The organism is Enterococcus sp. DIV2379, assembly GCF_050542965.1.
In the GTDB taxonomy this organism is placed as follows: Bacteria; Bacillota; Bacilli; order Lactobacillales; family Enterococcaceae; genus Enterococcus_D; species Enterococcus_D entomosocium.
Genome location: NZ_CP172938.1, coordinates 77,024 through 101,156 on the forward strand (window position 1 = coordinate 77,024; position 24,133 = coordinate 101,156).

The window sequence follows — 24,133 nt, forward strand, 5'->3', positions numbered from 1 at the left end:
TTACTGATGGATAAATTAATGCAATTTATTGAAACCAAAGTGATGCCGCCAATGATGAAACTTTCTAATCAACGTCACTTGAGTGCTGTTCGCGATGGATTGATCGCAACGATTCCAATCACAGTGATCGGATCGATCTTTTTATTGATACCGTACATTCCATGGCCTCAATCCTATGTATCGTTTATGGGCAATCATCCCGACTTAGTGGCAAAACTGATCATTCCCTTCAATATGAGTATGGGACTGCTTTCGATCTATGCAGCTTTTGGCATCGGCGCACGATTAGCGCAAAGCTACCAACTGGATAGTTTGGCAGGGGGCGTTTCTGCAATTTTTACCTTTTTTACTACATTGACCTTCACTTCTTTAGATGAAGGAACGTTTATCTCTACGCAATATCTTGGAGGAGAAGGCATGTTCGCCAGTATTTTGACCGCTATATTAGCAGTCGAGTGCATGCGCCTTTGTAAAAAATACAATATCGGGTTTAAACTGCCAGAGCAAGTACCTACGAATGTCAGCAGCAGTTTTGAAGTGATTATTCCCGTGTTTTTTTCAATGACGATCGTTTGGATCATTGTTCACTTGATTGGCTTTGACATCAATGCCCTGATTGCAAGTTTGATCACACCCTTATTAAGTGTTTCTTCCAACTCGTTAGCAGCACCCTTGGTCTATGTAGGATTGACTTGTATCATGTGGCTATTCGGGATTCATCCGCAAATATTAGCGACGGTGATGTTGCCGATCTGGCTAGTCAACTCTGAAGCAAATATGGCAGCAGCACAAGCCGGACAAGCGATTCCTAATCTGGGGGTACAGCCGTTTATCTTTACTTTCTTATGGATCGGTGGTGGCGGAGGAACCTTAGCACTTTGCGCAATGATGTGTTTCTCCAAATCAAAATTTTTAAAACAGCTTGGTCGTCTCAGCTTTATTCCTGGGGTCTTCAACATCAATGAGCCGTTGTTGTTTGGGTTGCCGATCGTTTTAAATCCAGCACTGGCGATTCCCTTTGTCGTGGCACCAATCGTGACCACTTTCGTGACCTATTTCGCGTTTGTGTCCAATCTTGTTCCCGGAATGGCGTATCCATTAGCGGCTGTGTGGACGGTCCCGAGTATTTTTTCAGCAGTGATCGCAACAGCCAGCATTCGCGGTGCTGTCTTAGTTGTGGTGAATTTCTTGATTTATTTGGGTATTTATTATCCTTTCTTCAAGGCCTACGAGCGCAAATTAGTGCTTGAAGAAGGTCAAACCGAAGCATAAGTCTATGAGATGAGCAATCAAATTTTGAGAAGAGGAGCAATGACATGAAGAAAAATAAGAAGCAATTTCCTGCCGATTTTTATTGGGGAGGTGCAGTTGCCGCAAATCAATTAGAAGGGGCCTATCTTGAAGGGGGAAAAGGCTGGAGCGTGGCAGACATCAATCGCTTTCGTAATGATATCGATATAAAAAAGAAAAGCAACAAAGAAATAACGACGGCAGACGTTGAATTTGCTTTAAATGATCAAGAAGGGCGTTACCCCAAACGGGATGGGATCGATTTTTACCATACATTTCGTGAGGATCTGGCACTCTTAGCCGAAACAGGCATGAATTCGTTTCGAACATCTATTAGCTGGGCGAGAATTTTTCCAAAGGGAGACGAACAAACGCCCAACGAAGAAGGGTTGCGCTTTTATGACGAATTGATCGATTGTATCCTTGAAAACGGTATGGAACCCTTGATCACCTTGTCTCATTATGAAATGCCGATCCATTTAGCGATGGCTTATGATGGCTGGTCAAATCGTAAACTGATTGATTTCTTTGTTCATTTTGCGCAAGTCGTATTCAAGCGATACCAAGGAAAAGTCAAATATTGGATCTTAGTCAATCAAATGAACTTGATTACCCATGAATCATTTAACCACCTTGGTATTCCCGCTGACCGAGTCGACAATCTGAAGCAAGCTAAGTACCAAGGGGTTCACAATGAATTGGTAGCATGTGCGAGAGCGATCAAAGTAGGGAAAGAAATTGATCCTTCATTTCAAATTGGTATGATGTCTTATTATGGCAATGTTTATCCAGCTACTTGTAAACCGTTGGATGTTCTGAGTGCTCTCAAAAATAATCAAATGGAATATTATTATTCAGATGTACTTGCGCGGGGAACTTATCCGAATTATGCCTATCGCTTTTTTGAAGAAAACGGCATCGAGATTCAATTTGGGGAAAACGATGAAGCGGACTTCAAGCATACGGTCGATTTTGTTTCTTTCTCCTATTACTACACGCGAATCATTCATAGTGAAAACTACGGGAAAGAAGACGCAGCTTCGCCTAACCCTTATTTAGAAGCCAATGACTGGGGCTGGGCGATTGATCCAATTGGGTTACGGATTGCTTTGAATGAGTATTATGATCGGTACCAATTGCCGATCATGATCACAGAAAATGGTATGGGTTTTTATGAGACATTGAATGAAGAAGGAACGATCTATGATACGTATCGCATTGATTTTCTGAAACAGCACATTGAACAAATGAAAGAAGCAATCTATGATGGCGTAGAACTGATCGGCTACTATCCTTGGGGACCGATCGATCTTGTTAGCTGCTCCTCATCAGAAATGAGCAAGCGGTATGGGTTCATTTACGTGGATCTAGATGATTGGGGCAATGGTTCAGGAAAACGGTACAAAAAAGCCAGCTTTGACTGGTATAAGAAAGTGACGGCTTCTAACGGAGAAGTCCTCGATTAAAAAAAGCGGCAACGACGAAGCAGAAGCTTGATCGTTGCCACTTTTTTTATAAGAGAGTCAGAAAAGGGAGCCGGCGTCATTAGCGTAACCGTTTCTGATAAAGCATTCGTGCCAAGAACCAGCTCACGACTACGATACCGCCGCACCAGCTAAAGGCACTGATCAAGGTGGTATCTTTCAAGTTTAACAAAAGCCCTCGCAAAGAATGGATGATCGGCGACATTGGTTGGTATTCAGCAAAAATGGCTAACGGGCGCGGCATGGTTTCCGTAGGGACGAAACCAGAGCTTAAGTAGGGCAACAGGGTGATCAAGACAGTAAACAAGGTAGCTGTCTCGGGGCTTTTGGCGATGAGACCAACCAGAACTGAGACCCAAGTAAAAGCGAAGGTGAAGCAAAAGATCAATAGGAAGGCGAGCCCCCAGCCAGCAACTGTGGCTTGAGGGCGAAAACCGATGACCATGGCAACGATCAATACGACCAAGGTACTGATCAAGCTCCGAAGGGTCGCGGCGAAGACATGGCCGTTTAAAAAGGCTGAGTTAGAAATATTCAAGGTCATCAGCCGTTCCACCATGCCGGATTTCAAATCTTCCGTCACCGTTACCCCAACGGAGGAAGCACTTTGGGCGATACATTGGACGAGGACACCGGGAACGACAAAATCGACATAAGAAGTATCGCCGACGTTCATAGCGCCACCAAAAACATAGACGAAGAGGATCATTAAAATCGCTGGGGTCAAAATTCCACTTAGCAGAGTCTCCATACTGCGAATCGATAGCAAGAGATTGCGCTTGAATAAGGTGTTGGTTTCTATAATTGCTTTCATTGGTTTCCTCCTTGGACAAGTGTTAGAAAAATATCCTCTAAAGAAGCATTCTTTTGATTAAAACTGGTGATGGTGATCGGTAGTTGATTGAGTTCCTGCAACAGCGTGAAGGAATGCTGGAAGTCTTGACTGACGGGAAATGCCAGAGAGAGACTGGACTCATTGACTTGCAGCGGAAAATCAGACAGATGCTGACGCACGGTTTGCAAGTGTTCTTTTGTCAATACGCTGATTTCCATCGTTTGCGAAGGGTGCAGTGCTTTGACTTCCGTTGGTGTTCCTTGCAAGATGATTTTCCCTTCATGCAAAATGGCGACTTGGTCTGCTAAAAATTCAGCTTCTTCTAGGTATTGGGTCGTCAGGAAAATCGTTCGTCCTTGAGCGGCGATCTCTTTGATCATGTGCCATGTGGCTAAGCGGTTTTGCGGGTCTAACCCGGTCGTCGGTTCATCCAAAAAGAGCAGGTCAGGTTCGCCGATAAAACTCATGGCGATGTCTAAGCGCCGTCGCATGCCACCAGAATAATTTTTGACGAGTCGGTTGCTGGCATCCACCAAATCAAAACGCTCTAACAACTGTTGGACGATCAACTGTTTGTTTTTGACATGGCGCAAGGCAGCAATCATCAGCAAGTTTTCTCGTCCGGTTAGTTCTTGATCGACGGCGGAAAATTGCCCCGTCAGACTGATTTTCTCGCGAATCGCTGCTGGATCTTTGGTCAAGTCGATCCCATCGATCAGCGCGGTTCCTTGGTCAAAAGGCAGGATGGTAGACAAAATTTTGACTAGAGTGGTTTTTCCAGCGCCGTTTGATCCTAGTAAGACAAATACTTCGCCAGGAGTGACGTCAAAAGTGACCTCTTTCAAAACGATTTTGTCTTTGAAACTTTTTTGTAAATGTTTCACGTGAAGCATTTTCTTTTTTACATGGGTATCCATAGCTTTTCCCTCGTTTCTATAAGATAATTCAACTATAAAGGCTCTTTGGGAAAAGCAACTGCTTATTTCAATATATTGAAAAAGAAGGTGAAAAAATGAACAATTATGGTGCGACAGTGAAAGAGCTTCGCAAAAGCAAAGGCTTACTATTGAAGGAATTAGTGGACGAACAATTGTCGATGTCTTTGTTATCGCAATTTGAAAATGGCAAAACGACGATTTCCTGCGAACGATTTCATCGTTTGCTAGATAAACTAGAAGTGAGTTTTGCCGAATTTCAACTGCTGCATACTGGGGAGCATCATTCGGAGGCTCAAAAGCTAATGGTCGACTATGTCCGTTCGATGGGGATCGAATCTATTGATGAAGTACCTAAACTAAAAAAGAAATATCAAAAGCTGACCGCCTACTTTCAACGACATTACTCCTTGGAGCTGGACCACTTCTTACAACTGATCCGTTTTGACTACTTGATGAAAGAGGAGCTTTTTAAAGGGGTGCCCATCCAGGAGGCGTACCCGAAACACAATTATTGTTTGGACTCTGCGAAACATTACTTGCTGAATACCGATACATGGGGTGTTTATGAGCTGCGGCTATTTGCCCGCGTAGCAGTTTCGATGGAGCCAGCTTTGCTTTGGCGCTGTTTGACGATCGCCATCAAAAAGAGTCAGCGCTTTGCAAAAATCCCCGGCAACAAAGATATTCTATACAACACGTTTGAGACGGTGTTTTCCGTCTTTGCTGTTTTTGATGAGGTGGATTATGCGGAAAAGACCTTTCATTTATGGCGAGATCATGTTTATGAAAAAGAACACATTGAGCAAGCGATCTTTATGCCGTTTTTTGAAGGCTGGACATGTTTATTAAAACAAAACAAGCCAAAAGCGGCGGACTTAATGCAACAAACGTTAGATCAATTGGAAAGATTAGGGATGAAGACCACGTTTTCCATGTATCAGTCATTAAGCACGTTTGTTTTAAAGGAGGATTTCCCGGGAATTTTATTGAGTGATCCTTTGCTTTCTGAGGGAACTCGTTACGGGTGGGAAGAGCCCTAAAAAGCTATATTCCGCTGATGAAAGCGCCTTATGTTTAAGAATCGGAGAGGAAGTGATTAAAAATCAGTAAATGCAAGCAATTTGCTTCTTTTTTACTGATTAGAGGAGTATATTCGAAGTTGGAATTTTTCTTTCTTTAGAATTATTTTAATGCACTTTTTTATGAAATAGGAGGATGTAGGATGGATATTGTGACACTAGCGCGAATCCAGTTTGCGATGACGACGATTTTTCACTTTTTCTTTGTACCGTTTTCGATCGGAACTGGTGTCGTCGTTGCAATTATGGAGACACTTTATGTGATCAAAAAAGATGAAAAATATCGCCGGATGACGAAGTTTTGGGGAAATATTTTTCTATTAAGTTTTGCTGTCGGGGTCGTGACAGGGATCATTCAAGAATTTCAATTTGGGATGAACTGGTCAGACTATTCTCGTTTTGTCGGGGATATTTTTGGTGCGCCCTTGGCTTTGGAGGCTTTGTTGGCGTTCTTCTTAGAATCGACGTTCTTAGGATTGTGGATCTTTACATGGGATCGGGTCAGTCCGAAGCTGCACGCCACCTTTTTCTGGTTGGTGACGCTTGGTTCGATGCTATCGGCGTTTTGGATCTTAGCTGCTAATAGTTTTATGCAGCATCCAGTGGGGTATACCTTGAACAATGGCCGGGCAGAAATGACTGACTTCGGTGCATTATTGGCAAATCCACAAGTGTGGTATGAGTTTTTACACGTGATCACCGCAGCCATCACGATGGGCGGAATCATTGTTGCTGGTTTATCAGCCTTTCGTCTATTGAAGAAAGACAAAGACATTGACCGCGATTTCTTCAAAAAATCAATGCGGATCGGTTTTGCGGTGGCATTGTTCGGTTCATTCACCGTCTTGCTAGCCGGGGATGAACAAATGAAATACTTGGTTGAAGAACAACCAATGAAATTTGCTGCAATGGAAGGAACTTATGAAGATACCGGGAGTCCTGCGGCTTGGACTGTCGTTGCTTGGGCGAATGAAGCGGAACATCACCAAGTCTTCGGTATTTCGATTCCATATATGTTGAGTATCTTAGCCTTCAATGAACCCTTCGGCTCAATCGATGGGATGGATACGGTCAATCAGCAATTGATTGAAACCTACGGCGACCGTAATTACTACCCGCCGGTCAACACACTCTTTTGGAGCTTCCGGATCATGGCTGGTTTTGGTGCCTTGATGCTGTTGGTTTCTGGTCTGGGGTTGTATTTTACGCGTAAGAAGAAACCGTGGCTCTTTGAAAAACGCTGGTTACTTTGGGTAGTGGCAATCACTTTGTTCACCCCATTTATTGCCAATACAGCTGGTTGGCTGATCACGGAGTTAGGGCGTTACCCATGGACGGTTTACGGCTTGTTTACGATCGAAGATAGTGTGTCACCAAACGTTTCCGTGACCTCTCTCTTGATCTCAAATATCGTTTACTTCCTCTTATTCTCTGGCTTAGGCGGAACAATGGTCTATCTTGTGAAACGGGAAATGGATCATGGACCTGAAAAAGAAGCCTTTGGTGAAATCAGCCAAGGAGACAACCAATATGGGTACGAAGACCCATTTGATAAGGAGGCGTTTGAAGGATGACCGGTCTGCAATTACTATGGTTCACGTTGATTGGGCTTTTATTTTCCGGATTCTTCTTCTTAGAAGGGTTTGACTTTGGTGTGGGGATGTCTGTGCAGACATTGGCTCACAATGAAGAGGAAAAAGACCAGATCGTTAAAACGATCGGGCCTGTCTGGGATGGCAATGAAGTGTGGCTATTGACCGCCGGCGGAGCGATGTTCGCCTCATTTCCATACTGGTATGCTTCTTTGTTCAGCGGGTTTTATTTGATTTTGCTGTTGATCTTAGTTGGGTTGATCATTCGTGGTGTCTCCTTTGAGTTTCGAGCGAACTTCCCGAAAGAGCACAAAAACATTTGGAACTGGACGTTGACGATCGGCAGTACGATCGTACCGTTTTTCTTCGGTCTGATGTTTGTCAGCATGATCCAAGGAATGCCTTTGGGTGAAGATGGCAACATGACCGCAACCTTTACGGATTACGTCAATCCCTTTTCAATCGTTGGCGGGATCGCGTTGACCTTGTTGTGCTACTTGCACGGATTAAACTATATCGCTTTGAAAACGGAAGGTCCGATTCGGGCACGGGCACGCAACTATGCAAGTATTTTTTATGGCATCCTATATGCAGGCTTAATCGTCTTTGCTGTGATGCTTTACTTCCAAACGGATTTCTTTGAGAATCATTTTGCGACAACGCTTGGTTTGTTGCTTGTGATCGTTGTACTGACACTGATTGCAAATATCGGCGTCTTTAAAGGCAAAGAAATGATGGCTTTCATTGCGAGCGGCTTGACGTTGATCGCTTTGGTGGCATTGATCTTCACAGGGTTATTCCCAAGAGTCTTGATCAGTTCGATCGATTCAAGCTATGACCTGTTGATCGCTGATGCGTCTTCAAGCCGCTACACATTGAAGATCATGAGTTATCTTTCACTGACGATCTTGCCTTTCGTCTTGGCCTATACGGCTTGGAGTTACTATATCTTCCGTAAGCGGATCAGTCATACGGAGGCGTTGGAGGGGTATAAATGATTGATAAACAAATCATGAAGCTCCCAGGAATGAAACAACTTTTAGGGCTGCTTGCGGGACTTTCGTTCCTGCAGGCGCTCTTCATTATTGGGCAGGCGTATGGATTGGCACGTGCCATCACTGGCTTATGGGAAGGACGACCATTAGAGGAACAGTGGGGCTGGATTCTGCTGTTCTTTTGTTCGTTTATCGCCCGGCAAGCCGTTATCTATTTCCGTTCCAAAAGACTCGATGATTACAGTTACCAGCAAGCCGCCGATTTGCGGGATCAATTGTTGGAGAAATTGTTTCGGGTCGGTCCTCAGATCGCACAACAACAAGGGACGGGAAATGTAACAACGATGGTCTTGGAAGGGATCAATCAAGTTGAAAACTACTTGAAATTGATTCTTGCCAAAATCATGAATATGTCGATCATTCCTTGGGTCATTTTGGCACTCGTTTTTTATCTGGATTGGGAATCCGGCTTGGTCTTGCTGTTGGTGTTCCCCTTGATCATCATTTTTATGATCATCTTGGGCTATGCCGCCCAAAGCAAAGCGGAAAAGCAATACCGTACCTTTCAACTACTGTCCAATCATTTCATCGATTCTTTGCGAGGGATCGACACGCTGAAATTGTTTGGGGTCAGTAAAAAATATGGCAAAAGTATCTTTGCTTCCAGCGAACGGTTTCGGAAAGCGACGATGGCTTCATTAAAAGTCGGTATTTTATCGACCTTCGCCTTAGACTTTTTCACGACCTTATCGATTGCCGTCGTGGCAGTCTTGCTAGGCTTGCGGCTGATCAATGAAGGGATCTTGCTGTTTCCGGCGTTAACTATCTTGATTTTAGCACCAGAATATTTCTTGCCAATCCGCGACTTTTCCAGTGATTATCATGCAACCTTAGACGGGAAAAATGCGATGACTGCGGTGACGGAGATCTTGCATCAGCCGGAAGCCCAAGTACCGGCAGTAACGGTGCCTCGTTGGCAGGAAGACACCCAGTTAACGATTGATCAGCTGGCTTTTTCCTACGAGGAAAAAGCAGCTTTGAGGGATATCAACTTGAACGTGACTGGCTTCAAAAAGATTGGGATCATCGGTCTGAGCGGTTCTGGCAAGTCTACCTTGATCAATACTTTGAGTGGCTTTCTCGTGCCAGACAGTGGCGAGATCACTCTTGGGGGATCCCAAACCACGGCCTTTCGCCAAGCAAGCTGGCAAGAACAGCTGATCTATATTCCGCAAAATCCTTATATCTATCGGTTGACCTTGCAGGAAAATGTCGCGTTTTATCAGCCGACAGCTACCAAAGAAGCCGTACTGAAAGCCATTGAAGTGGCAGGCTTGACTGAGCTTTTGGCAGAGCTGCCGCAAGGGTTGGATACGATGTTAGGAGAAGGGGAACGGCATCTAAGTGGTGGACAAGCCCAGCGGATCGCTTTAGCCCGTGCCTTTTTAGATCAGCAACGAAAGATTCTTTTGTTTGATGAACCAACGGCACATTTGGATATTGAAACTGAAGTTGCCTTAAAGGAACGGATGCTGCCGCTGATGGAAAACCGTTTAGTCTTTTTTGCAACCCATCGCTTGCACTGGATGGAAGAAATGGATGAAATCATCGTGATGGATCAAGGAAGAATCGTGGAACAAGGAACCTTGGCACAACTGCAGCAAAAGCAAGGTGCTTTTACAGAACTAGTCAATGGAATGAGGAGGGAACAGCTTGAATAAAATCGGCTTATTGCGCTCATTGAAAACCGATACCTGGGTCAAGCCTTTCTTGTCAAAATACAAAAACGTTTTGGCGCTGGCCTTATTCCTAGGCTTCTTGACCTTTTTCTGTGGTGGGGCACTGATGTTTAATTCGGGGTACCTGATCAGCCGCTCGGCGTCGATCCCGGAAAACATTCTATTGGTTTACATCCCCATCGTACTGACCCGAGCATTTGGGATCGGCCGTCCAGTTTTTCGCTATTTGGAACGGTTGACCAGTCATAGCTGGGTGCTACGCATGACTTCTAATTTACGATTGAAATTGTATAACGTAGTAGAAAAAGATGCGATCTTCTTTAAGCAAGCGCATCGCACGGGGGATATCTTGGGCTTATTGGCAGAAGATATCAACCATATTCAAAACCTGTATTTGCGGACGATCTTTCCTACTGTGATCGCTTGGATCTTGTATGCGTTCTTGATCATTGGACTCGGCTATTTTTCTTGGTGGTTTGCTTTGGTTATGCTGCTGCTATTAGGAACCATCGTCTTTGTCTTGCCACTTTGGTCGGTGATCATCAACGGCGCGCGGCAAGAAAAGCAAAAACATATGAAAAACAACTTGTATACGACACTGACGGATAATGTATTAGGGGTTTCTGATTGGGTCTTCTCTCAAAGAGGGAGCGAGTACGTGGCTGCCCATAAGGAACTGGAAACGCAGTTGCGGGCGGTGGATGAACAGATGCTGTCCTTTGATCGCCGGCGTGATTTTCTTTTACAAAGCATCTTTGGGGTGATCGCTGTCGCATTGCTGCTTTGGACCAGCATTCGCTTTCCAGGTAACCACGGAGGAGCAGCCAACTGGATCGCTGCCTTTGTCCTGTGTGTCTTTCCTTTAGTTGATGCATTTGCGCCATTACCGTCAGCTGCTCAAGAAACCAATCGGTACAAAGACTCCATCGATCGCTTCAATGCATTGCCAGAAGAAAATCGCCAAGAGGTCTCCATGGAGCAACCGTTAGTACCTGAAGTGACGGGTCTCGTGTCGATCACAGTCAAGGACTTGCATTTTCAGTATCCTGAAGGCAAAGAAGTGCTTCATGGGCTGGATCTAACGATTCCTGCGCATCAAAAACTAGCAATCCTTGGCCGCAGCGGTTCTGGGAAAAGTACATTTGCCTCCTTGTTGCGAGGCGATCTGCAACCGACGCAAGGGTCGATCACCTTAAATGACGTGCCAGTGACGGCATTGAGTGAGTCAATCAGTGACTTGATCGGTGTCATCAATCAAAGTCCCTATCTTTTCCATACGACCGTCTTGAATAATATTCGGCTAGGCAATGAGTCGGCTTCGGAAGAAGAAGTCTGGCGCGTACTGGAGCAAGTCGGGTTGAAAGAAATGGTGGCAGCTTTGCCTAACGGCTTGGCGACGATGGTGGATGAAGCCGGCTTGCGTTTTTCTGGTGGAGAACGGCATCGTTTGGCATTGGCGCGGATCTTGCTAAAAGACACCCCGATCATCTTATTGGATGAGCCAACCGTCGGCTTAGACCCAATCACGGAGCAAGGCGTGCTCGAAACCTTTTTCCAAGTGCTGGAGAACAAAACGATCATTTGGATCACCCACCACTTGCAAGGAATTTCGATGATGGACCGTGTGCTCTTTATTGAAGATGGTCAGTTGACCATGAGCGGAACACCTGCCGAATTGGCAGCAGAAAACAAACATTTTCAACACTTATTGGCCATTGACCAAGGACGACGATAAAAAAGAGCGTCCATCAATCAGTGATGGACGCTTTTCTTCTCATTGCTCTATGGCTCAGTAATTGCGCTGCAAGAGCAGTTCAGTTAATGAACGAATTTTGGCTTTGCTAGGTGCTTCGGGCAGCAGATCGATGTCGTCTAAGGCTTTTTGCGTGTAGGTGACCGCGAAAGCGCGCGCTTTTTCGACACCGCCGTAACGGACGACAAGATCCGCAACTTCTTGGGCTTCTGCCAAGGAGAGTGCTGCTTTTTTATTCAAATAAGGAGCGAATGCTGCAGGTGCCTGTTCTTTGGCAAATAGCAGCGGCAAGGTATAGACCCCTTGCGCCAAATCTTCTAGAATCGGTTTTTTCAAGGTGCCGCTATCAGAGGTGTAGTCGAGAATATCGTCGAATACTTGAAAGGCGATCCCGATGTTGCGACCGATCTCACCAGCTCGTTCTTGGTTTTCTGTGTCGAGGCCGCCAAAATGAGCGCCTTCGAGACAAGCGAGCCAAAACAGTTCAGCGGTTTTGCCGTTGATGCTTTGTAGATAGTCGTCAATCGATTCATGGATGTTGTAGCGAGTGTGCATTTGATCAAGTTCGCCTAAAAGGAGTCGTTTCATGGCTTGTGCGTTGGTTTTTAAAAACGGGGAGCCATTCATACTTTCGATCAAAAGCTCAAAAAATTGGGTGAACAGAAGATCACCCGTGTAGACCGCGATATCCTTGCCATATTTGGCTTGAACAGTGACTTGACTGCGCCGCAGCGGCGAATCGTCAATAATGTCGTCATGGATCAAAGTGGCCATGTGTAAAATTTCTAGAGAAGCAGCAATTTTTGTTAATTGGTCGGTTTTTTTATAATGGGGATCGCCTAAGTCAGCAAACAAAAAAAAGAGCGCTGGCCGCAGCATTTTTCCACCTGAATAAGTAAAGTCGATCAAAACATCTTGTATCTCTTTGTTACGAACAGTAACGTGTTCTTCAATGATGGAACATACGGTTTTCAATCGTTGTTCGATCGTCGGATAATCGATCCAAAAGTCAAACATAGTATAACCCTTTCTAACAGTCATTCAGCCCTTATTCTAGCGTAAAGGGGCGTGATTGACTAGTTTAATGCACTCACTAAAGGAGGTGAAGTTGTGACGCTACCTGTATTTTTAGAACTTGTCGAATTTAAAGCAAAAACCGCCAGTATTTTGCCATTTTTTATTGGTGTCTGCTACAGCTGGTACAATTATCAAACGATTCATCTTGGCTATGTCTTGTTGTATTTCATTGCCATGCTGATCTTCAATATGGCGGTGGATATTTTAGATAACTACAACGATTACCATCATGCCACAGAAGGGCATGATTACAAAGAAAAAACCAATATCATTGGTCGGGAACAATTGTCTGTCAAATTGGTTTTTTGGTTGATGGTCTCCATGATCATCCTTTCCGCTGCCATGGGGATCGCCTTGGCAATGGTGGTTGGCTGGCCGCTCTTTTGGATGGGGCTGTATTGTTACCTAGTCGGGATCTTTTATTCCTCTGGTCCACGGCCGCTTTCTAGTTTGCCTTTAGGCGAGTTCTTTTCCGGCTTTACGATGGGCTTTATGATCTCATTGATCTGTGTCTATCTTAATGCCTATCAAACCTTTGAATGGAACATTGCCACGATTGGCAGTATTTTCTTGATCTCATTACCCAACACATTATGGATCGCCAACTTGATGCTGGCAAACAACATTTGTGATCTGGAAGAGGATGAAAAAAATGAGCGCTATACGCTGGTGCATTACCTTGGTAAAGCCCGTGCGTTGAAATTATTTATCGTGATGAACGTCTTGGCGTTTGTTGCGATCATTGCCTCAGTTGCTCTCAACATTGCGCCTTGGTCACTGGTTCTGACCTTTTTCGCGGCGCCCTTTGTCTGGCAACAGACAAAACGATTTATGCAAAAACAAATCAAAAGAGAGACCTTCATTTGTGCCGTTCGGATCCTTGCGGTCGGAGCATGCGTACAAGTGCTGTGTTTTGCGATTGGTTTGATTTTATAATTTTTACAGCAAAGAAAGGAAGTAAGGAAACATGAAGGAAGTTGTCATTTTAGGAGCAGGGTATGCTGGATTGCGAGCATTGCACGTACTGCAAGGAGCAAAAGAAGCGTTTCACATCACATTGATCGACAAAAACGATTATCATTATGAGGCAACCGATCTTCATGAAGTTGCGGCTGGTACGCAACCAAGAGACCGCATTTGCTATCCCATCAATGATGTCGTTCGTCCCCAAAAGACGAGCTTTGTTCAAAAGGAAGTTGCGTCGATCGATCGTAACCAGCAAGTGATCGTTTTTAAAGATCAATCCACGTGCACGTATGATTATTTGATCGTGGCGTTAGGCTTTGAATCAGAATCATTTGGGATCCCTGGTGTCGAGGAGCATGCGTTGGAAATGGTGGATGTCGACTCCGCAGAAAACATCTATCATCATTTGTTGAAACAAATGAAGGCATACAAAGAAACACAAAATCCTGACTACCTAAAAATCGTTGTCTGCGGTGCTGGTTTTACCGGAATCGAATTGCTAGGTTCATTGGTGGAAAACCGTAAAACCTTTGCGAAAGCAGCAGGCGTCAAGCCAGAAGACATCAAACTGTATTGTGTCGAAGCAGTGACTCGTTTATTACCGATGTTTGATGAAAAACTATCGGATTATGGGATCAAAAATCTCGTTAAATGGGGCGTGAACTTCCTGACTGGTAAACCCATCAAATCAATCAAACCGGGTGTCGTTGTCTATCAAGATGATGCCGATACAGGAGCAACAGCTGAATTATCAGCCAAAACCATCGTTTGGACCACAGGCGTCAGCGGCAGCCATGTGATGGCTGAATCAGACTTTTCTGCTCGTCGTGGTCGCGTGATGGTCAATCAAGACCTAACAGACCCTGATCATAGTAACGTCTATGTTGTCGGTGATGTTTCAGCAGTCATGGACCCAGCGACCAATCGCCCGTATCCAACAACGGCTCAAATCGCTTTGAAGATGGGGCAGCATGCGGGTAAAAATATCTTACGTCAAATGAACGGGGGAAAACCAACAGATTTCCACTTTGAATCATTAGGTTCAGTGGCGTCTATCGGCAATACCCATGCCTTTGGCTTAGTAGGGAAAATGGGCATCAAAGGCTATCCCGCTTCCGTGGTGAAAAAAGCCATTATGGACCGTTCCTTGTACCAAACCGGTGGGGTCAAAGAAGTATTGGCGAAAGGCCGCTTCGACTTTTATCATTGAGCAATAGAGACAGCAGACTGCGAGGGTGACCTCGCAGTTTTTTTTCAAAAAAAGCAGTGGCGGCATCCTGCAGACTACTTTTTTCTCCCAGAAACTGCTATGATAGCCAAAAGAAGAGGACAAAGGAGCAAGGACAATGGCAGAAGGTCAACGAGTGTTACAGGGAATGGGAACGGTGATCACGATTTGGGTGCAGCATGAAACCCCAGAAGTGATCTTAGAGGAAGCAGCGAAAAGAGCCGCGGCCTTTGAACAGCGTTTTAGTGCCAATGACCCGACGTCTGAGTTGATGCAGATCAATCAGCAGGCAGGACAAGGAGCGATCGCCGCCACACCGGAATTGGTTGAATTGATCGCACTAGGGAAAACCCATAGCTTGCCAAAAGATAGCTACTTAAATATTGCCATCGGTCCTTTAGTGCAGGAATGGCGAATCGGGTTTCAAGATGCCCATCTACCAACGCCTGAGAAAATCGCTGAACTGCTGCCAAAGACTGATCCCGCCAAGATCGTTTTGGATGAAACGCTGCAGACCGTTGGGTTAGCTGCCGGCATGAAGCTTGATCTAGGGGCCGTTGCGAAAGGGTATTTTGCTGATTTGTTGATGGCGTATTTCAAGCAGGTCGGTGTCACAGCCGCTTTGATCGATCTTGGGGGCAATGTGGTGACTTACGGCGATGCCCCGAGCCATGCTGATGGCTATTGGCGGATCGGGATCCAAAATCCTTTTTTGCCAAGAGGGAATTTTGTCGCCGCGTTGAAGGTACACAATCAGTCAGTCGTTACATCAGGGATCTATGAACGAACCTATCAGGTAGCGGGCAAGACCTATCATCATATCTTTGATCGAGAAACGGGCTATCCGTTAGAGTCAGCCATTGCCAGTGTCACGATTCTATCCGACAAATCGGTTGATGGAGAGATTTGGACGACCCGCTTATTCGGCAAAGAGCCACCAGCCATCTTGCAGGAGCTGGCGCCGTTAGAAGGGATCACTGGATTAGTCATTACCAAACAAGGTGAATTGATCTATCCGCAAGAATTAGCACGTTTGATCGAAACGCCAACAGCAGAATGAAAACAAGCAGCGACTACCTAGGAATATAGGTGATCGCTGCTTGTTTTTTTTGTAAAAAAGGAAAGTTAGACGTGGTGCAAAAAGGCCTCGATCAAGGCGGCTTCGCTGTTTGACAATGCCCGTTCGGCTTGATGGGCAATAAAATAGGTGAGGGACAAGAGTTCCTCTGGCATTGGATAAAGATTAAAAGGGGTCGCGGTCGCTGCTTGTAGCACGCTTTCTGGTACGATCGCAATCCCAAGGTTGTTTTCTGCCAATGCTGCTGCTGTATAAATATTGCTGCTTTCTATGAGAACCGTCGCCTCTACTTTGTATTTTTGCAGCAATTGATCGATTTGGCGCCGAATCGCCGAGCCGCTGGCGGTCAAAATCAATGGACTTTGCAGCAAGTCTTTGACGGCCAATGAATCAGGCGCTAAATACCGCCTCCCTGGTTGATACAGGGAAGAACAAGGCGGAATGATCGCTAGATACCGTTCTTGATTGCTACTGTGGACCGTTAGATTCGGTGCGATCGTCTCAGGATTTTGTCCGATAAAAAAGTCCAGCTGCCCATTCAGCAGGCGTTTTTCATTGTGCTTCGGCAGGTCTTCCCGCAAGAAAAAGTGCACGTTGGGATAGTGTTCATAATACGCAGGCAAAAAGAGCGGCAGCAGGTAAGAACCAAGGCTTGGCAAGATGCCTAAGCGCAAAGAACGCTTCTCGGTCGCGGTATACCAAGACAGCCGACTTTTCAATTTGGCAGATTCTGTTTCCAAGGTTTCTAGATATTGATAATAGATTTTACCAGCTTCCGTCAGTTGAAAATGTCCCGGCTGCCGATTGATGATGGGGGTCCCTAGCTCTTGCTCGGCTCGTTTCACGGTTTGCGTCAAGTAAGGCTGTGAAATGTAGAGATCTTTGGCGGCTTTGGTGTAGTTGCTATGCTTTAACAAGGTATCGAGGTATTGCAGCATCAGATGGGAATCTTTAAGTGCCATCGCGTTGTCCTCCTAGTCATTTTTCTCATTATAACAAATTTGTTATCGATAGATAATTAAATAAATATTTCACAAATAAAGAATTCAGCCGTACACTTAATGGGTACTTGGGGAAGATTTTTTTGTTTAGGAAGAAGCCTTTCATCTCAGTAGGTCGTAAAAATCAACTTGAGAAACGATTGAAAAAAGAAATCAAAGCCAATGGTCAAAAACTTTTTATTTTTTGTCAAATGTTAAATTATTCACAATTAGGAGAGATGATAATGAAATTGATTGGAATCGTAGGAACCAACTCGACGCGTTCGACCAACCGTCGCTTACTGCAATTTATTCAAAGCCATTTTAGTGACCAAGCGGAGATCGAACTTTGCGAAATCAGTGATCTGCCGGCATTTAATGAACCAGAAGATCGGACGGCACCAGCGGCAGTCCAAGCCTTGTCAGAGAAGATCGAAGCAGCAGATGGGGTAATCATCAGTACACCAGAATACGACCACTCGATCCCAGCGGTGTTAAAAAGCATGATCGAATGGCTTTCTTATACGACGCGGCCTTTGATCGATAAACCAGTGATGATCACGGGTGCTTCTCTTGGTGCATTAGGTTCATCGAGAGCCCAAGCCCACTTGCGTCAGATCTTAGATGCGCCTGAAGTAAAAGCCCGAATCATGCCGAGTGCGGAATTTTTGTTAGGGCATTCCATGCAAGCCTTCGATGAACAAGGAAACTTGATCGATAACGAAAAAGTTGCCGAACTAGAAGACTGTTTCAATGAATTTGTCTTGTTCGTCGAAATCACGAACCGTCTGGTCAGTGAATATTCAACGGCTAAAGAACGAGCAAAGAAATTTTCGTGGGAACAAGCATAAGAAAGAGAGGAACTAGTCATGAAATTTGTCGGCCTAATCGGAACGAACGCCAAAAAATCGACCAATCGCCAATTAGTAGCGTTTATGCAGCGAGAATTTGCTGCCCTAGCAGAAATTGAACTGCTGGAAATCAAGGATGTTCCAATGTTCAATGAAACACAAGATCAAACCAATAGCGAAGTGATCCAACGGTTAAATAGCAAGATTTTAGCAGCCGATGGGGTGATTATTGCGACACCAGAGCATAACCACTCGATTCCTTCCGCATTGAAAAGCGTCTTGGAATGGCTCTCCTTCAATCTCCATCCCTTTGATGGCAAACCAGTGATGATCGTCGGCGCATCCTACGATGTGCAAGGCTCCTCCCGAGCACAGCTTCATTTGCGCCAAATCCTTGACGCTCCAGGTGTCAATGCGACAGTCATGCCAGGAAATGAGTTCTTGTTGGGACGTGCGCATCAAGCCTTTGATGAACAAGGCAATTTAAAAGATCAACGAACGATCGACTTTTTGGAAAGCTGTTTCCGCAAGTTCGTTCGGTTTACGGAAGTCGCTAATTTGTTGAACGTACCAGAAGAAGTCGTTTATGAGCCTGGCGAATACACCGTCACAGCACCAGGACATAACGGGGATCTACCAATGGTCGTCAAATTGAGCGAAGAACGGATCGAAGCCATCGATATCGATACGTCTGGTGAATCAGAAGGGATCGCTGATGTCGTTTTCGTACGGATCCCTCAAGAGATCATTGAAGGACAAACCTTAAATGTCGATGCGATCTCTGGTGCTTCGGTTACTAGTAACGGTGTCGTCGATGGGGTAGCAAAAGCCGTGAAAATGGCTGGTGCGAACCCAGATGTCTTGCGCAAACGTCCAAAAGCCGCCAGTGCTTTGCAAACAGAAGATGAAACGTATACTACCGACGTCGTTGTCGTAGGTGGCGGCGGCGCAGGTCTGAGTGCAGCTGCCAGTGTGCTGCAAGCCAATAAAGACGTGATCTTAGTAGAAAAATTCCCAGCGATCGGCGGCAATACCGTACGTACTGGCGGACCGATGAATGCTGCGGATCCAAAATGGCAAAACGGCTTCTCCGCATTGCCTGGCGAACGCAGTGCTTTAGAAGAAGTGCTGACGATCGATGAACAAGACATCGATGCAGAATACTTGCCAGACTTCAAAGCTTTGAAGGCACAAATCACTGCGTATCTTTCAGAAACGACGCCAGAAAAAGAATACTTGTTTGATTCTGCTTTGTGGCATCGAATCCAAACTTATCTAGGCGGAAAACGCAAAGATTTGAATGGGCAACCGATCTATGGGAAGTACGAGCTAGTGAAAATCTTGACGGATCAAGCATTGGCCTCAGTGAAATGGTTAGAAGAAATCGGCGTAGAATTTGATATGAACAATGTCGATATGCCAGTAGGAGCGAAATGGCGCCGTGGGCATAAACCAGTCAAAAACGAAGGGTATGCCTTTGTATCGGCTTTGCATCAATTCGTGAAAGAACATGGCGGAACGATCTTAACCGATACGCCTGTCAAAGAATTATTGATCGAAGATGGTAAGGTTACTGGAATCATCGGGGAAGGCCGTAACGGTCAAAAAATCACAATCCATGCCAAAGCAGTGATTTTGGCTTCCGGCGGGTTCGGAGCGAACACCAAAATGCTGAAACAATACAATACCTATTGGACAGAGATCGAAGACGATATCAAAACGTCAAATTCACCAGCGATCACTGGTGACGGGATCAAACTAGGGGAAAGTGCTGGCGCGGACCTTGTTGGCATGGGCTTTTCACAAATGATGCCCGTATCTGATCCGAACACAGGGGCTTTATTCAGTGGGCTGCAAGTGCCGCCAGCTAACTTTGTGATGGTCAATCAAAAGGGTGAGCGCTTTGTTAATGAGTACGAAAGCCGCGATGTATTGACCCAAGCGGCGATCGATAATGGCGGATTGTTCTATTTGATCGCGGATGAAGAGATCAAGAAAACCGCTTATAACACGAACCAAGAAAAAATCGATAAGCAAGTAGCTGCTGGTACGCTGTTCCGTAGTGAGACCTTGGCTGGCCTGGCAGAGCAGATCAATGTCGATCCAACCGTCTTAGAAGCGACCGTTGCGAAATACAACAGCTATGTGGATGCTGGGAAAGACCCAGAGTTTGGCAAAGATGTTTTCGACTTGAAAGTGGAAAAAGCGCCTTTCTATGCCACACCAAGAAAACCAGCGGTTCACCACACGATGGGAGGATTGAAGATCGATCCGCAAACCCATGTGTTGACGAAGGAAAATCAAATCATTGAAGGACTGTATGCAGCAGGAGAAGTTGCTGGGGGGATCCATGCCGGCAATCGCTTAGGCGGCAATTCGTTGACAGACATCTTCACTTTTGGCCGGATTGCTGGAAAGACAGCAGTCGCAGAACATCTCGAATAAAAAGCCTTGCGCGTTGTGACTCGTCACGCGCGCTAGCTTTTGAAAAAACATGTGAATAAAGTAACATGCTTAAAACAAAGGAGAGAAAAAATGGAAACAAAAATCAATCGCTGGCTGATTCTGATCGCTTCGACCGCAGTGTTACTGTGTACGGGCGCTGTTTACGCCTTTAGTGTTTTTGCAGGACCTCTTAGTCAATTAAAAGGTTGGTCCATGGAAGAGATCATGCTAGCCTTTACCATCAATGCCGCAGTTGGCCCGATTACCATGATTTTGGGTGGTTTGCTGACAGACCGAGGAGCCGCTAGATGGGTCATCGCTGGTGGAGGCGTGTTGTTCGGAGCGGGTTTCTTCCTGACGGGTTTGGTCAACTCATCCGCTATGCTGTACCTGACTTATGGAGTCTTTGCTGGTTTAGGGCAAGGCTTTGCCTATTCGGCTTGTTTAAGCAATACGATTCGGTTATTCCCGGATAAACGGGGACTGGCTTCGGGCTTGATCACAGCAGGTATGGGTGGGGCAGCGATTATTGCCGCACCGATTGCGAATCGTTTGATCGAATCACAAGATGTCTTAGCGGCGTTTCGGATTTTAGGAATTGCCTATATCGTGATCGTCTTGGTGGCTAGTCTATTTATTCGTAAAGCACCAGAAAATTACTGTCCAGCAGGTTGGCAACCAGCGGATCAAGGAAAAAATGGTCCTCAAATCAATCTAAATTGGTTGGACATGCTGAAGACACCAACTTTTTACTTGATTATCGTTATGTTAGGGGTAGGGGCTTTCTCAGGTTTGATGATTGCTTCCAACGCCTCAGTGATCGGGCAAAGTATGTTTGGTTTGACGGCAGCGGCCGCTGCCTTTTATGTCAGCTTGTACTCATTGAGCAACTGTTTTGGTCGTGTCCTTTGGGGCACCGTTTCTGATAAAATTGGTCGGACGAATACGTTGATGATCATCTATGGCGTGGTGGCATTGTCCTTATTCTTATTGACGCTTGGTCAAACAACTGTGATCTTCACTGTCGGGATCATCGGTTTAGGACTGTGCTTCGGGGGCGTGATGGGGGTATTCCCATCGATCGTTATGGAAAATTACGGACCGATCAATCAAGGGGTCAACTATGGAATCGTCTTTATTGGTTATTCTACGGCGGCATTCTTTGGCCCCAGAGTGGCAGCAGCAATCGCAGAAAGTAACCAAGGAGATTATACAAAAGCCTTCTATACGGCAATTTTCTTGGCCGTTTTTGGGCTTGTTCTCAACATAGGCTATGCGATGCTAAAAAAAGCCAAAAAGCCCTCACCTGTTATTAAATAACAATTCACCAAAAGTAGTCTTTTTGATAAAGGCTGCTTTTTTGGTGCTAAAACAACTCTTTTTTCTTTTTTTAGAACAGAGTATTGGCTGATGAAGCAAAAGAGAAAACTGTTTCATAGCAAGAATTTATCTCGTTGATTTCACTGTTTTTTCATCTTAACCCCCCATTTTTTAATAAATCGTGTTACAATAATAAAAGGCTAATACGACGGAGGGATTAAATGACAATTCGTAAAGAACGACGCCGCTTAGAAAAGCGCTTGAAGCGCACGCAATATACCCAAAAAAGTATTACGATGGCTACTACTTTAGTAGCGGGATCAACGTTTATCCCGACCTTAGGGCATGCGGCTGAAACGGCAACGACAGAAACCAGCAATGACCTTAAGGTCGTTGAACAAACAACAAACACTACACCAGAAACCGACAGCACGCCGGTTGAGGAAACGACAGAATCGACGACAGCACCTGTTGTGACCGAAGAAACTTCGGAAATAACGGAGGAGTCAGGAGCTGAAGCAGTTACTGAGGGATCAGAAACAGCGACGACAGAAAGCACAACAGTCGCTAGTGATGAAGTCTTAGAAGCAGATGAAGTACCATCAGCCCTTTCTGATTTGACTAGTCGGGCATTATTTTCACGGGCAACGATCGATCCGGCTGCCTTTATCAGTCAGATTTGCGGCTATGCAACGGAAGTGGCGGCAGCAAACGATCTGTATGCTTCTGTTATGATGGCACAAGCGATTTTGGAATCAGGTTGGGGCGCCTCGACTTTGACGACCACAGCCAACAATATGTTTGGGATCAAAGGCAGCTACAACGGCCAATACGTGACGATGGATACCTATGAAGATGATGGTTCTGGCAATTATTATTTGATCAGCGCTAAGTTTCGGAAATACCCATCATTAAAAGAGTCTTTTGAAGACAATGCATATGTGTTGCGCAACACGAGTTTTTCTAGCGGCAACTACTATTACAGCGGTGCATGGAAAAGCAATACGACCTCTTACACGCAAGCAACCGCTTGGCTACAAGGGCGGTATGCAACCGATACTTCTTATGCCAGCAAATTAAACAATTTGATCAGTACGTATAATTTAACGCAATATGATACTGGCAGCTCAAACACAGGTGGCGGCAATAGCAATGAAACGATCGTCAGTGATGAAACAGCGATCAATCAGCAGATGAAAACCACGTCATCTATGAATATTCGTTCCGATGCTTCCACCAGTGCCTCTATTACTGGTTCGTTAGCAGCTAATACGACGTTTACGGCAACGGCGACCAAAACCGGCACCAGCGTCAATGGCAACACCACGTGGTATAAGATTTCTGGCAAAGGTTGGGTCAGCGGCGCGTATTTGACGAAGGTTTCGACCGACTCTTCAAACAACAATAGCGGATCAGGCAACACCGGTTCTGACAATGGCAATTCCGGTACGACGATCAACAAGCAAATGAATACGACGGAAGCGATGAATATTCGTTCTAGCGCGTCCACTAGCGGATCAGTGGTAGGGTCACTTAGCAAAGGCACGACCTTTACTGCCACTTCCATGAAAACCGGCACATCAGTCAATGGCAACAAAAATTGGTATTATGTCTCTGGCAAAGGTTGGGTCAGCGGTGCCTACCTTACTGAAGTGACCAACAATAATGCTTCTGAAGCGGAAAAAGAAGACAATGGTTCAAGTATCAATCAACAAATGAAAACGACGGCCGCATTGAATGTCCGGTCCGATGCTTCTACCAGCAGCCGTGTCGTGACAACGCTTGGTCAAGGGGTGACCGTTACCGTGACAGCGAAAAAGAACGGCACTTCAGTGGAAGGCAATAAAACGTGGTACTACGTTTCTGGCAAAGGTTGGGTCAGTGGTGCCTACTTGACAACAACCAGCAGCTCTTCCAATAATAACGGTTCAACAACCACAAATCAGCAAATGAAAACCACCGAGATTTTAAATGTTCGTTCCGATGCTTCTACCAGCAGTAGTATTACTGGTTCTTTAAGTAAAGGAGCAACCGTCACGGTTACCGCAACAAAAACCGGGACGACCGTCAATGGCACGAACAAATGGTATTATGTTTCTGGCAAAGGCTGGGTCAGTGGTGCCTACTTGACGTCTGCTAGCAGTGGGTCTTCTAATACGAATACCAGCAGCAGTTCAACGAAGACGCACACGGTGAAATCAGGGGACAGCTTATGGTCACTGGCACAAAAATATAACACCAGCATCAGCCAACTCGCATCATGGAACAACATCAACAGCAGCTATACGATCTTTGTCGGTCAAAAACTGATCGTTTCCAAGTAACAAGCAAAAAAACCGCGTGCAAGCCATTGGCTCACGCGGTTTTTTTATGATGGATCCGCTTCTTCCGGAGCAGCTAGTTTTTTTTTCAAGAAACCGCTTGTTTTCCGTAAGCGCAATCAAACTATTTGGTCAATCATAGAACCCTGCGTTAGAATGAAA

Annotated in this window: 18 protein-coding genes; 14 read left to right on the top strand and 4 right to left on the bottom strand. The window is 45.3% G+C overall.

Annotation, left to right across the window (positions count from 1 at the left end; all coding sequences use genetic code 11):
* The first annotated feature begins 6 nt into the window (after window positions 1-6).
* Both IGI92_RS00360 and IGI92_RS00365 read left to right on the top strand, forming a co-directional pair.
* Window positions 7-1,272 (top strand): PTS sugar transporter subunit IIC, encoded by a 1,266-nt coding sequence (locus tag IGI92_RS00360; RefSeq protein ID WP_008376678.1) that lies wholly within the window; start codon window positions 7-9, stop codon window positions 1,270-1,272.
* 44 nt (window positions 1,273-1,316) lie between these two features.
* The gene (locus tag IGI92_RS00365) at window positions 1,317-2,756 is read left to right on the top strand and encodes a glycoside hydrolase family 1 protein (protein WP_430607587.1); all 1,440 of its coding nucleotides are present in this window, start codon (window positions 1,317-1,319) and stop codon (window positions 2,754-2,756) included.
* A 79-nt stretch (window positions 2,757-2,835) separates the two neighbouring features.
* On the opposite strand, the gene IGI92_RS00370 is transcribed toward IGI92_RS00365, so the two are convergent.
* Window positions 2,836-3,588: an ABC transporter permease gene (locus tag IGI92_RS00370; RefSeq protein WP_008376673.1), complete on the bottom strand. Its 753-nt coding sequence runs from the start codon at window positions 3,586-3,588 to the stop codon at window positions 2,836-2,838.
* Window positions 3,585-4,526 (bottom strand): ATP-binding cassette domain-containing protein, encoded by a 942-nt coding sequence (locus IGI92_RS00375; protein WP_430607590.1) that lies wholly within the window; start codon window positions 4,524-4,526, stop codon window positions 3,585-3,587. The genes IGI92_RS00370 and IGI92_RS00375 overlap by 4 nt, the downstream gene beginning before the upstream one ends.
* A gap of 95 nt (window positions 4,527-4,621) precedes the next feature.
* Here IGI92_RS00375 and IGI92_RS00380 point away from each other — a divergent pair, with 95 nt between their 5' ends.
* The 5 genes from IGI92_RS00380 (at window position 4,622) to cydC (ending at window position 11,687) form a co-directional block, all read left to right on the top strand.
* Window positions 4,622-5,587, top strand: coding sequence for an Rgg/GadR/MutR family transcriptional regulator (locus IGI92_RS00380; protein ID WP_061053539.1), 966 nt, complete (start codon window positions 4,622-4,624; stop codon window positions 5,585-5,587).
* A 182-nt stretch (window positions 5,588-5,769) separates the two neighbouring features.
* A complete protein-coding gene (locus IGI92_RS00385) occupies window positions 5,770-7,200 on the top strand; it encodes a cytochrome ubiquinol oxidase subunit I (protein ID WP_430607592.1) in 1,431 nt (476 codons plus the stop codon).
* Window positions 7,197-8,216 carry a cytochrome d ubiquinol oxidase subunit II gene (gene cydB, locus IGI92_RS00390; protein ID WP_005232836.1) on the top strand — a complete coding sequence of 340 codons (1,020 nt, stop codon included), beginning with the start codon at window positions 7,197-7,199 and terminating at the stop codon, window positions 8,214-8,216. Before IGI92_RS00385 ends, cydB begins: the two co-directional genes overlap by 4 nt.
* Window positions 8,213-9,934 (top strand): thiol reductant ABC exporter subunit CydD, encoded by a 1,722-nt coding sequence (gene cydD / locus IGI92_RS00395; RefSeq protein ID WP_430607594.1) that lies wholly within the window; start codon window positions 8,213-8,215, stop codon window positions 9,932-9,934. Before cydB ends, cydD begins: the two co-directional genes overlap by 4 nt.
* Window positions 9,927-11,687: a thiol reductant ABC exporter subunit CydC gene (cydC, locus tag IGI92_RS00400; RefSeq protein ID WP_420657279.1), complete on the top strand. Its 1,761-nt coding sequence runs from the start codon at window positions 9,927-9,929 to the stop codon at window positions 11,685-11,687. The genes cydD and cydC overlap by 8 nt, the downstream gene beginning before the upstream one ends.
* A 54-nt stretch (window positions 11,688-11,741) precedes the next feature.
* Here cydC and IGI92_RS00405 read toward each other — a convergent pair whose 3' ends face one another.
* Entirely contained in the window at window positions 11,742-12,722 is a 981-nt protein-coding gene (locus tag IGI92_RS00405) for a polyprenyl synthetase family protein (RefSeq protein ID WP_005226544.1), read from the bottom strand.
* 93 nt (window positions 12,723-12,815) lie between these two features.
* Here IGI92_RS00405 and IGI92_RS00410 point away from each other — a divergent pair, with 93 nt between their 5' ends.
* The 3 genes from IGI92_RS00410 (at window position 12,816) to IGI92_RS00420 (ending at window position 16,036) form a co-directional block, all read left to right on the top strand.
* Window positions 12,816-13,718, top strand: coding sequence for a prenyltransferase (locus tag IGI92_RS00410; protein ID WP_086294333.1), 903 nt, complete (start codon window positions 12,816-12,818; stop codon window positions 13,716-13,718).
* A gap of 31 nt (window positions 13,719-13,749) precedes the next feature.
* A complete protein-coding gene (locus tag IGI92_RS00415) occupies window positions 13,750-14,958 on the top strand; it encodes an NAD(P)/FAD-dependent oxidoreductase (protein ID WP_430607598.1) in 1,209 nt (402 codons plus the stop codon).
* A 136-nt stretch (window positions 14,959-15,094) separates the two neighbouring features.
* On the top strand, window positions 15,095-16,036 hold the full coding sequence (locus tag IGI92_RS00420; RefSeq protein WP_005232830.1) for an FAD:protein FMN transferase: 942 nt from the start codon (window positions 15,095-15,097) through the stop codon (window positions 16,034-16,036).
* A 65-nt stretch (window positions 16,037-16,101) separates the two neighbouring features.
* On the opposite strand, the gene IGI92_RS00425 is transcribed toward IGI92_RS00420, so the two are convergent.
* On the bottom strand, window positions 16,102-17,016 hold the full coding sequence (locus IGI92_RS00425; protein ID WP_430607600.1) for a LysR family transcriptional regulator: 915 nt from the start codon (window positions 17,014-17,016) through the stop codon (window positions 16,102-16,104).
* A 263-nt stretch (window positions 17,017-17,279) separates the two neighbouring features.
* Between IGI92_RS00425 and IGI92_RS00430 the strand changes: the two genes are divergently transcribed.
* The 4 genes from IGI92_RS00430 to IGI92_RS00445 all read left to right on the top strand — a co-directional run bounded on the left by IGI92_RS00430 (window position 17,280) and on the right by IGI92_RS00445 (window position 23,974).
* Complete coding sequence (locus IGI92_RS00430; protein ID WP_008376652.1) at window positions 17,280-17,885, top strand: NADPH-dependent FMN reductase; 606 nt, start codon at window positions 17,280-17,282, stop codon at window positions 17,883-17,885.
* A gap of 18 nt (window positions 17,886-17,903) precedes the next feature.
* A complete protein-coding gene (locus tag IGI92_RS00435; protein WP_430607602.1) occupies window positions 17,904-20,330 on the top strand; it encodes a flavocytochrome c in 2,427 nt (808 codons plus the stop codon).
* A 90-nt stretch (window positions 20,331-20,420) separates the two neighbouring features.
* Entirely contained in the window at window positions 20,421-21,650 is a 1,230-nt protein-coding gene (locus tag IGI92_RS00440) for an L-lactate MFS transporter (protein WP_430607603.1), read from the top strand.
* A gap of 221 nt (window positions 21,651-21,871) precedes the next feature.
* Window positions 21,872-23,974, top strand: coding sequence for an SH3 domain-containing protein (locus IGI92_RS00445; RefSeq protein ID WP_430607605.1), 2,103 nt, complete (start codon window positions 21,872-21,874; stop codon window positions 23,972-23,974).
* The last annotated feature ends 159 nt before the right edge of the window (window positions 23,975-24,133 follow it).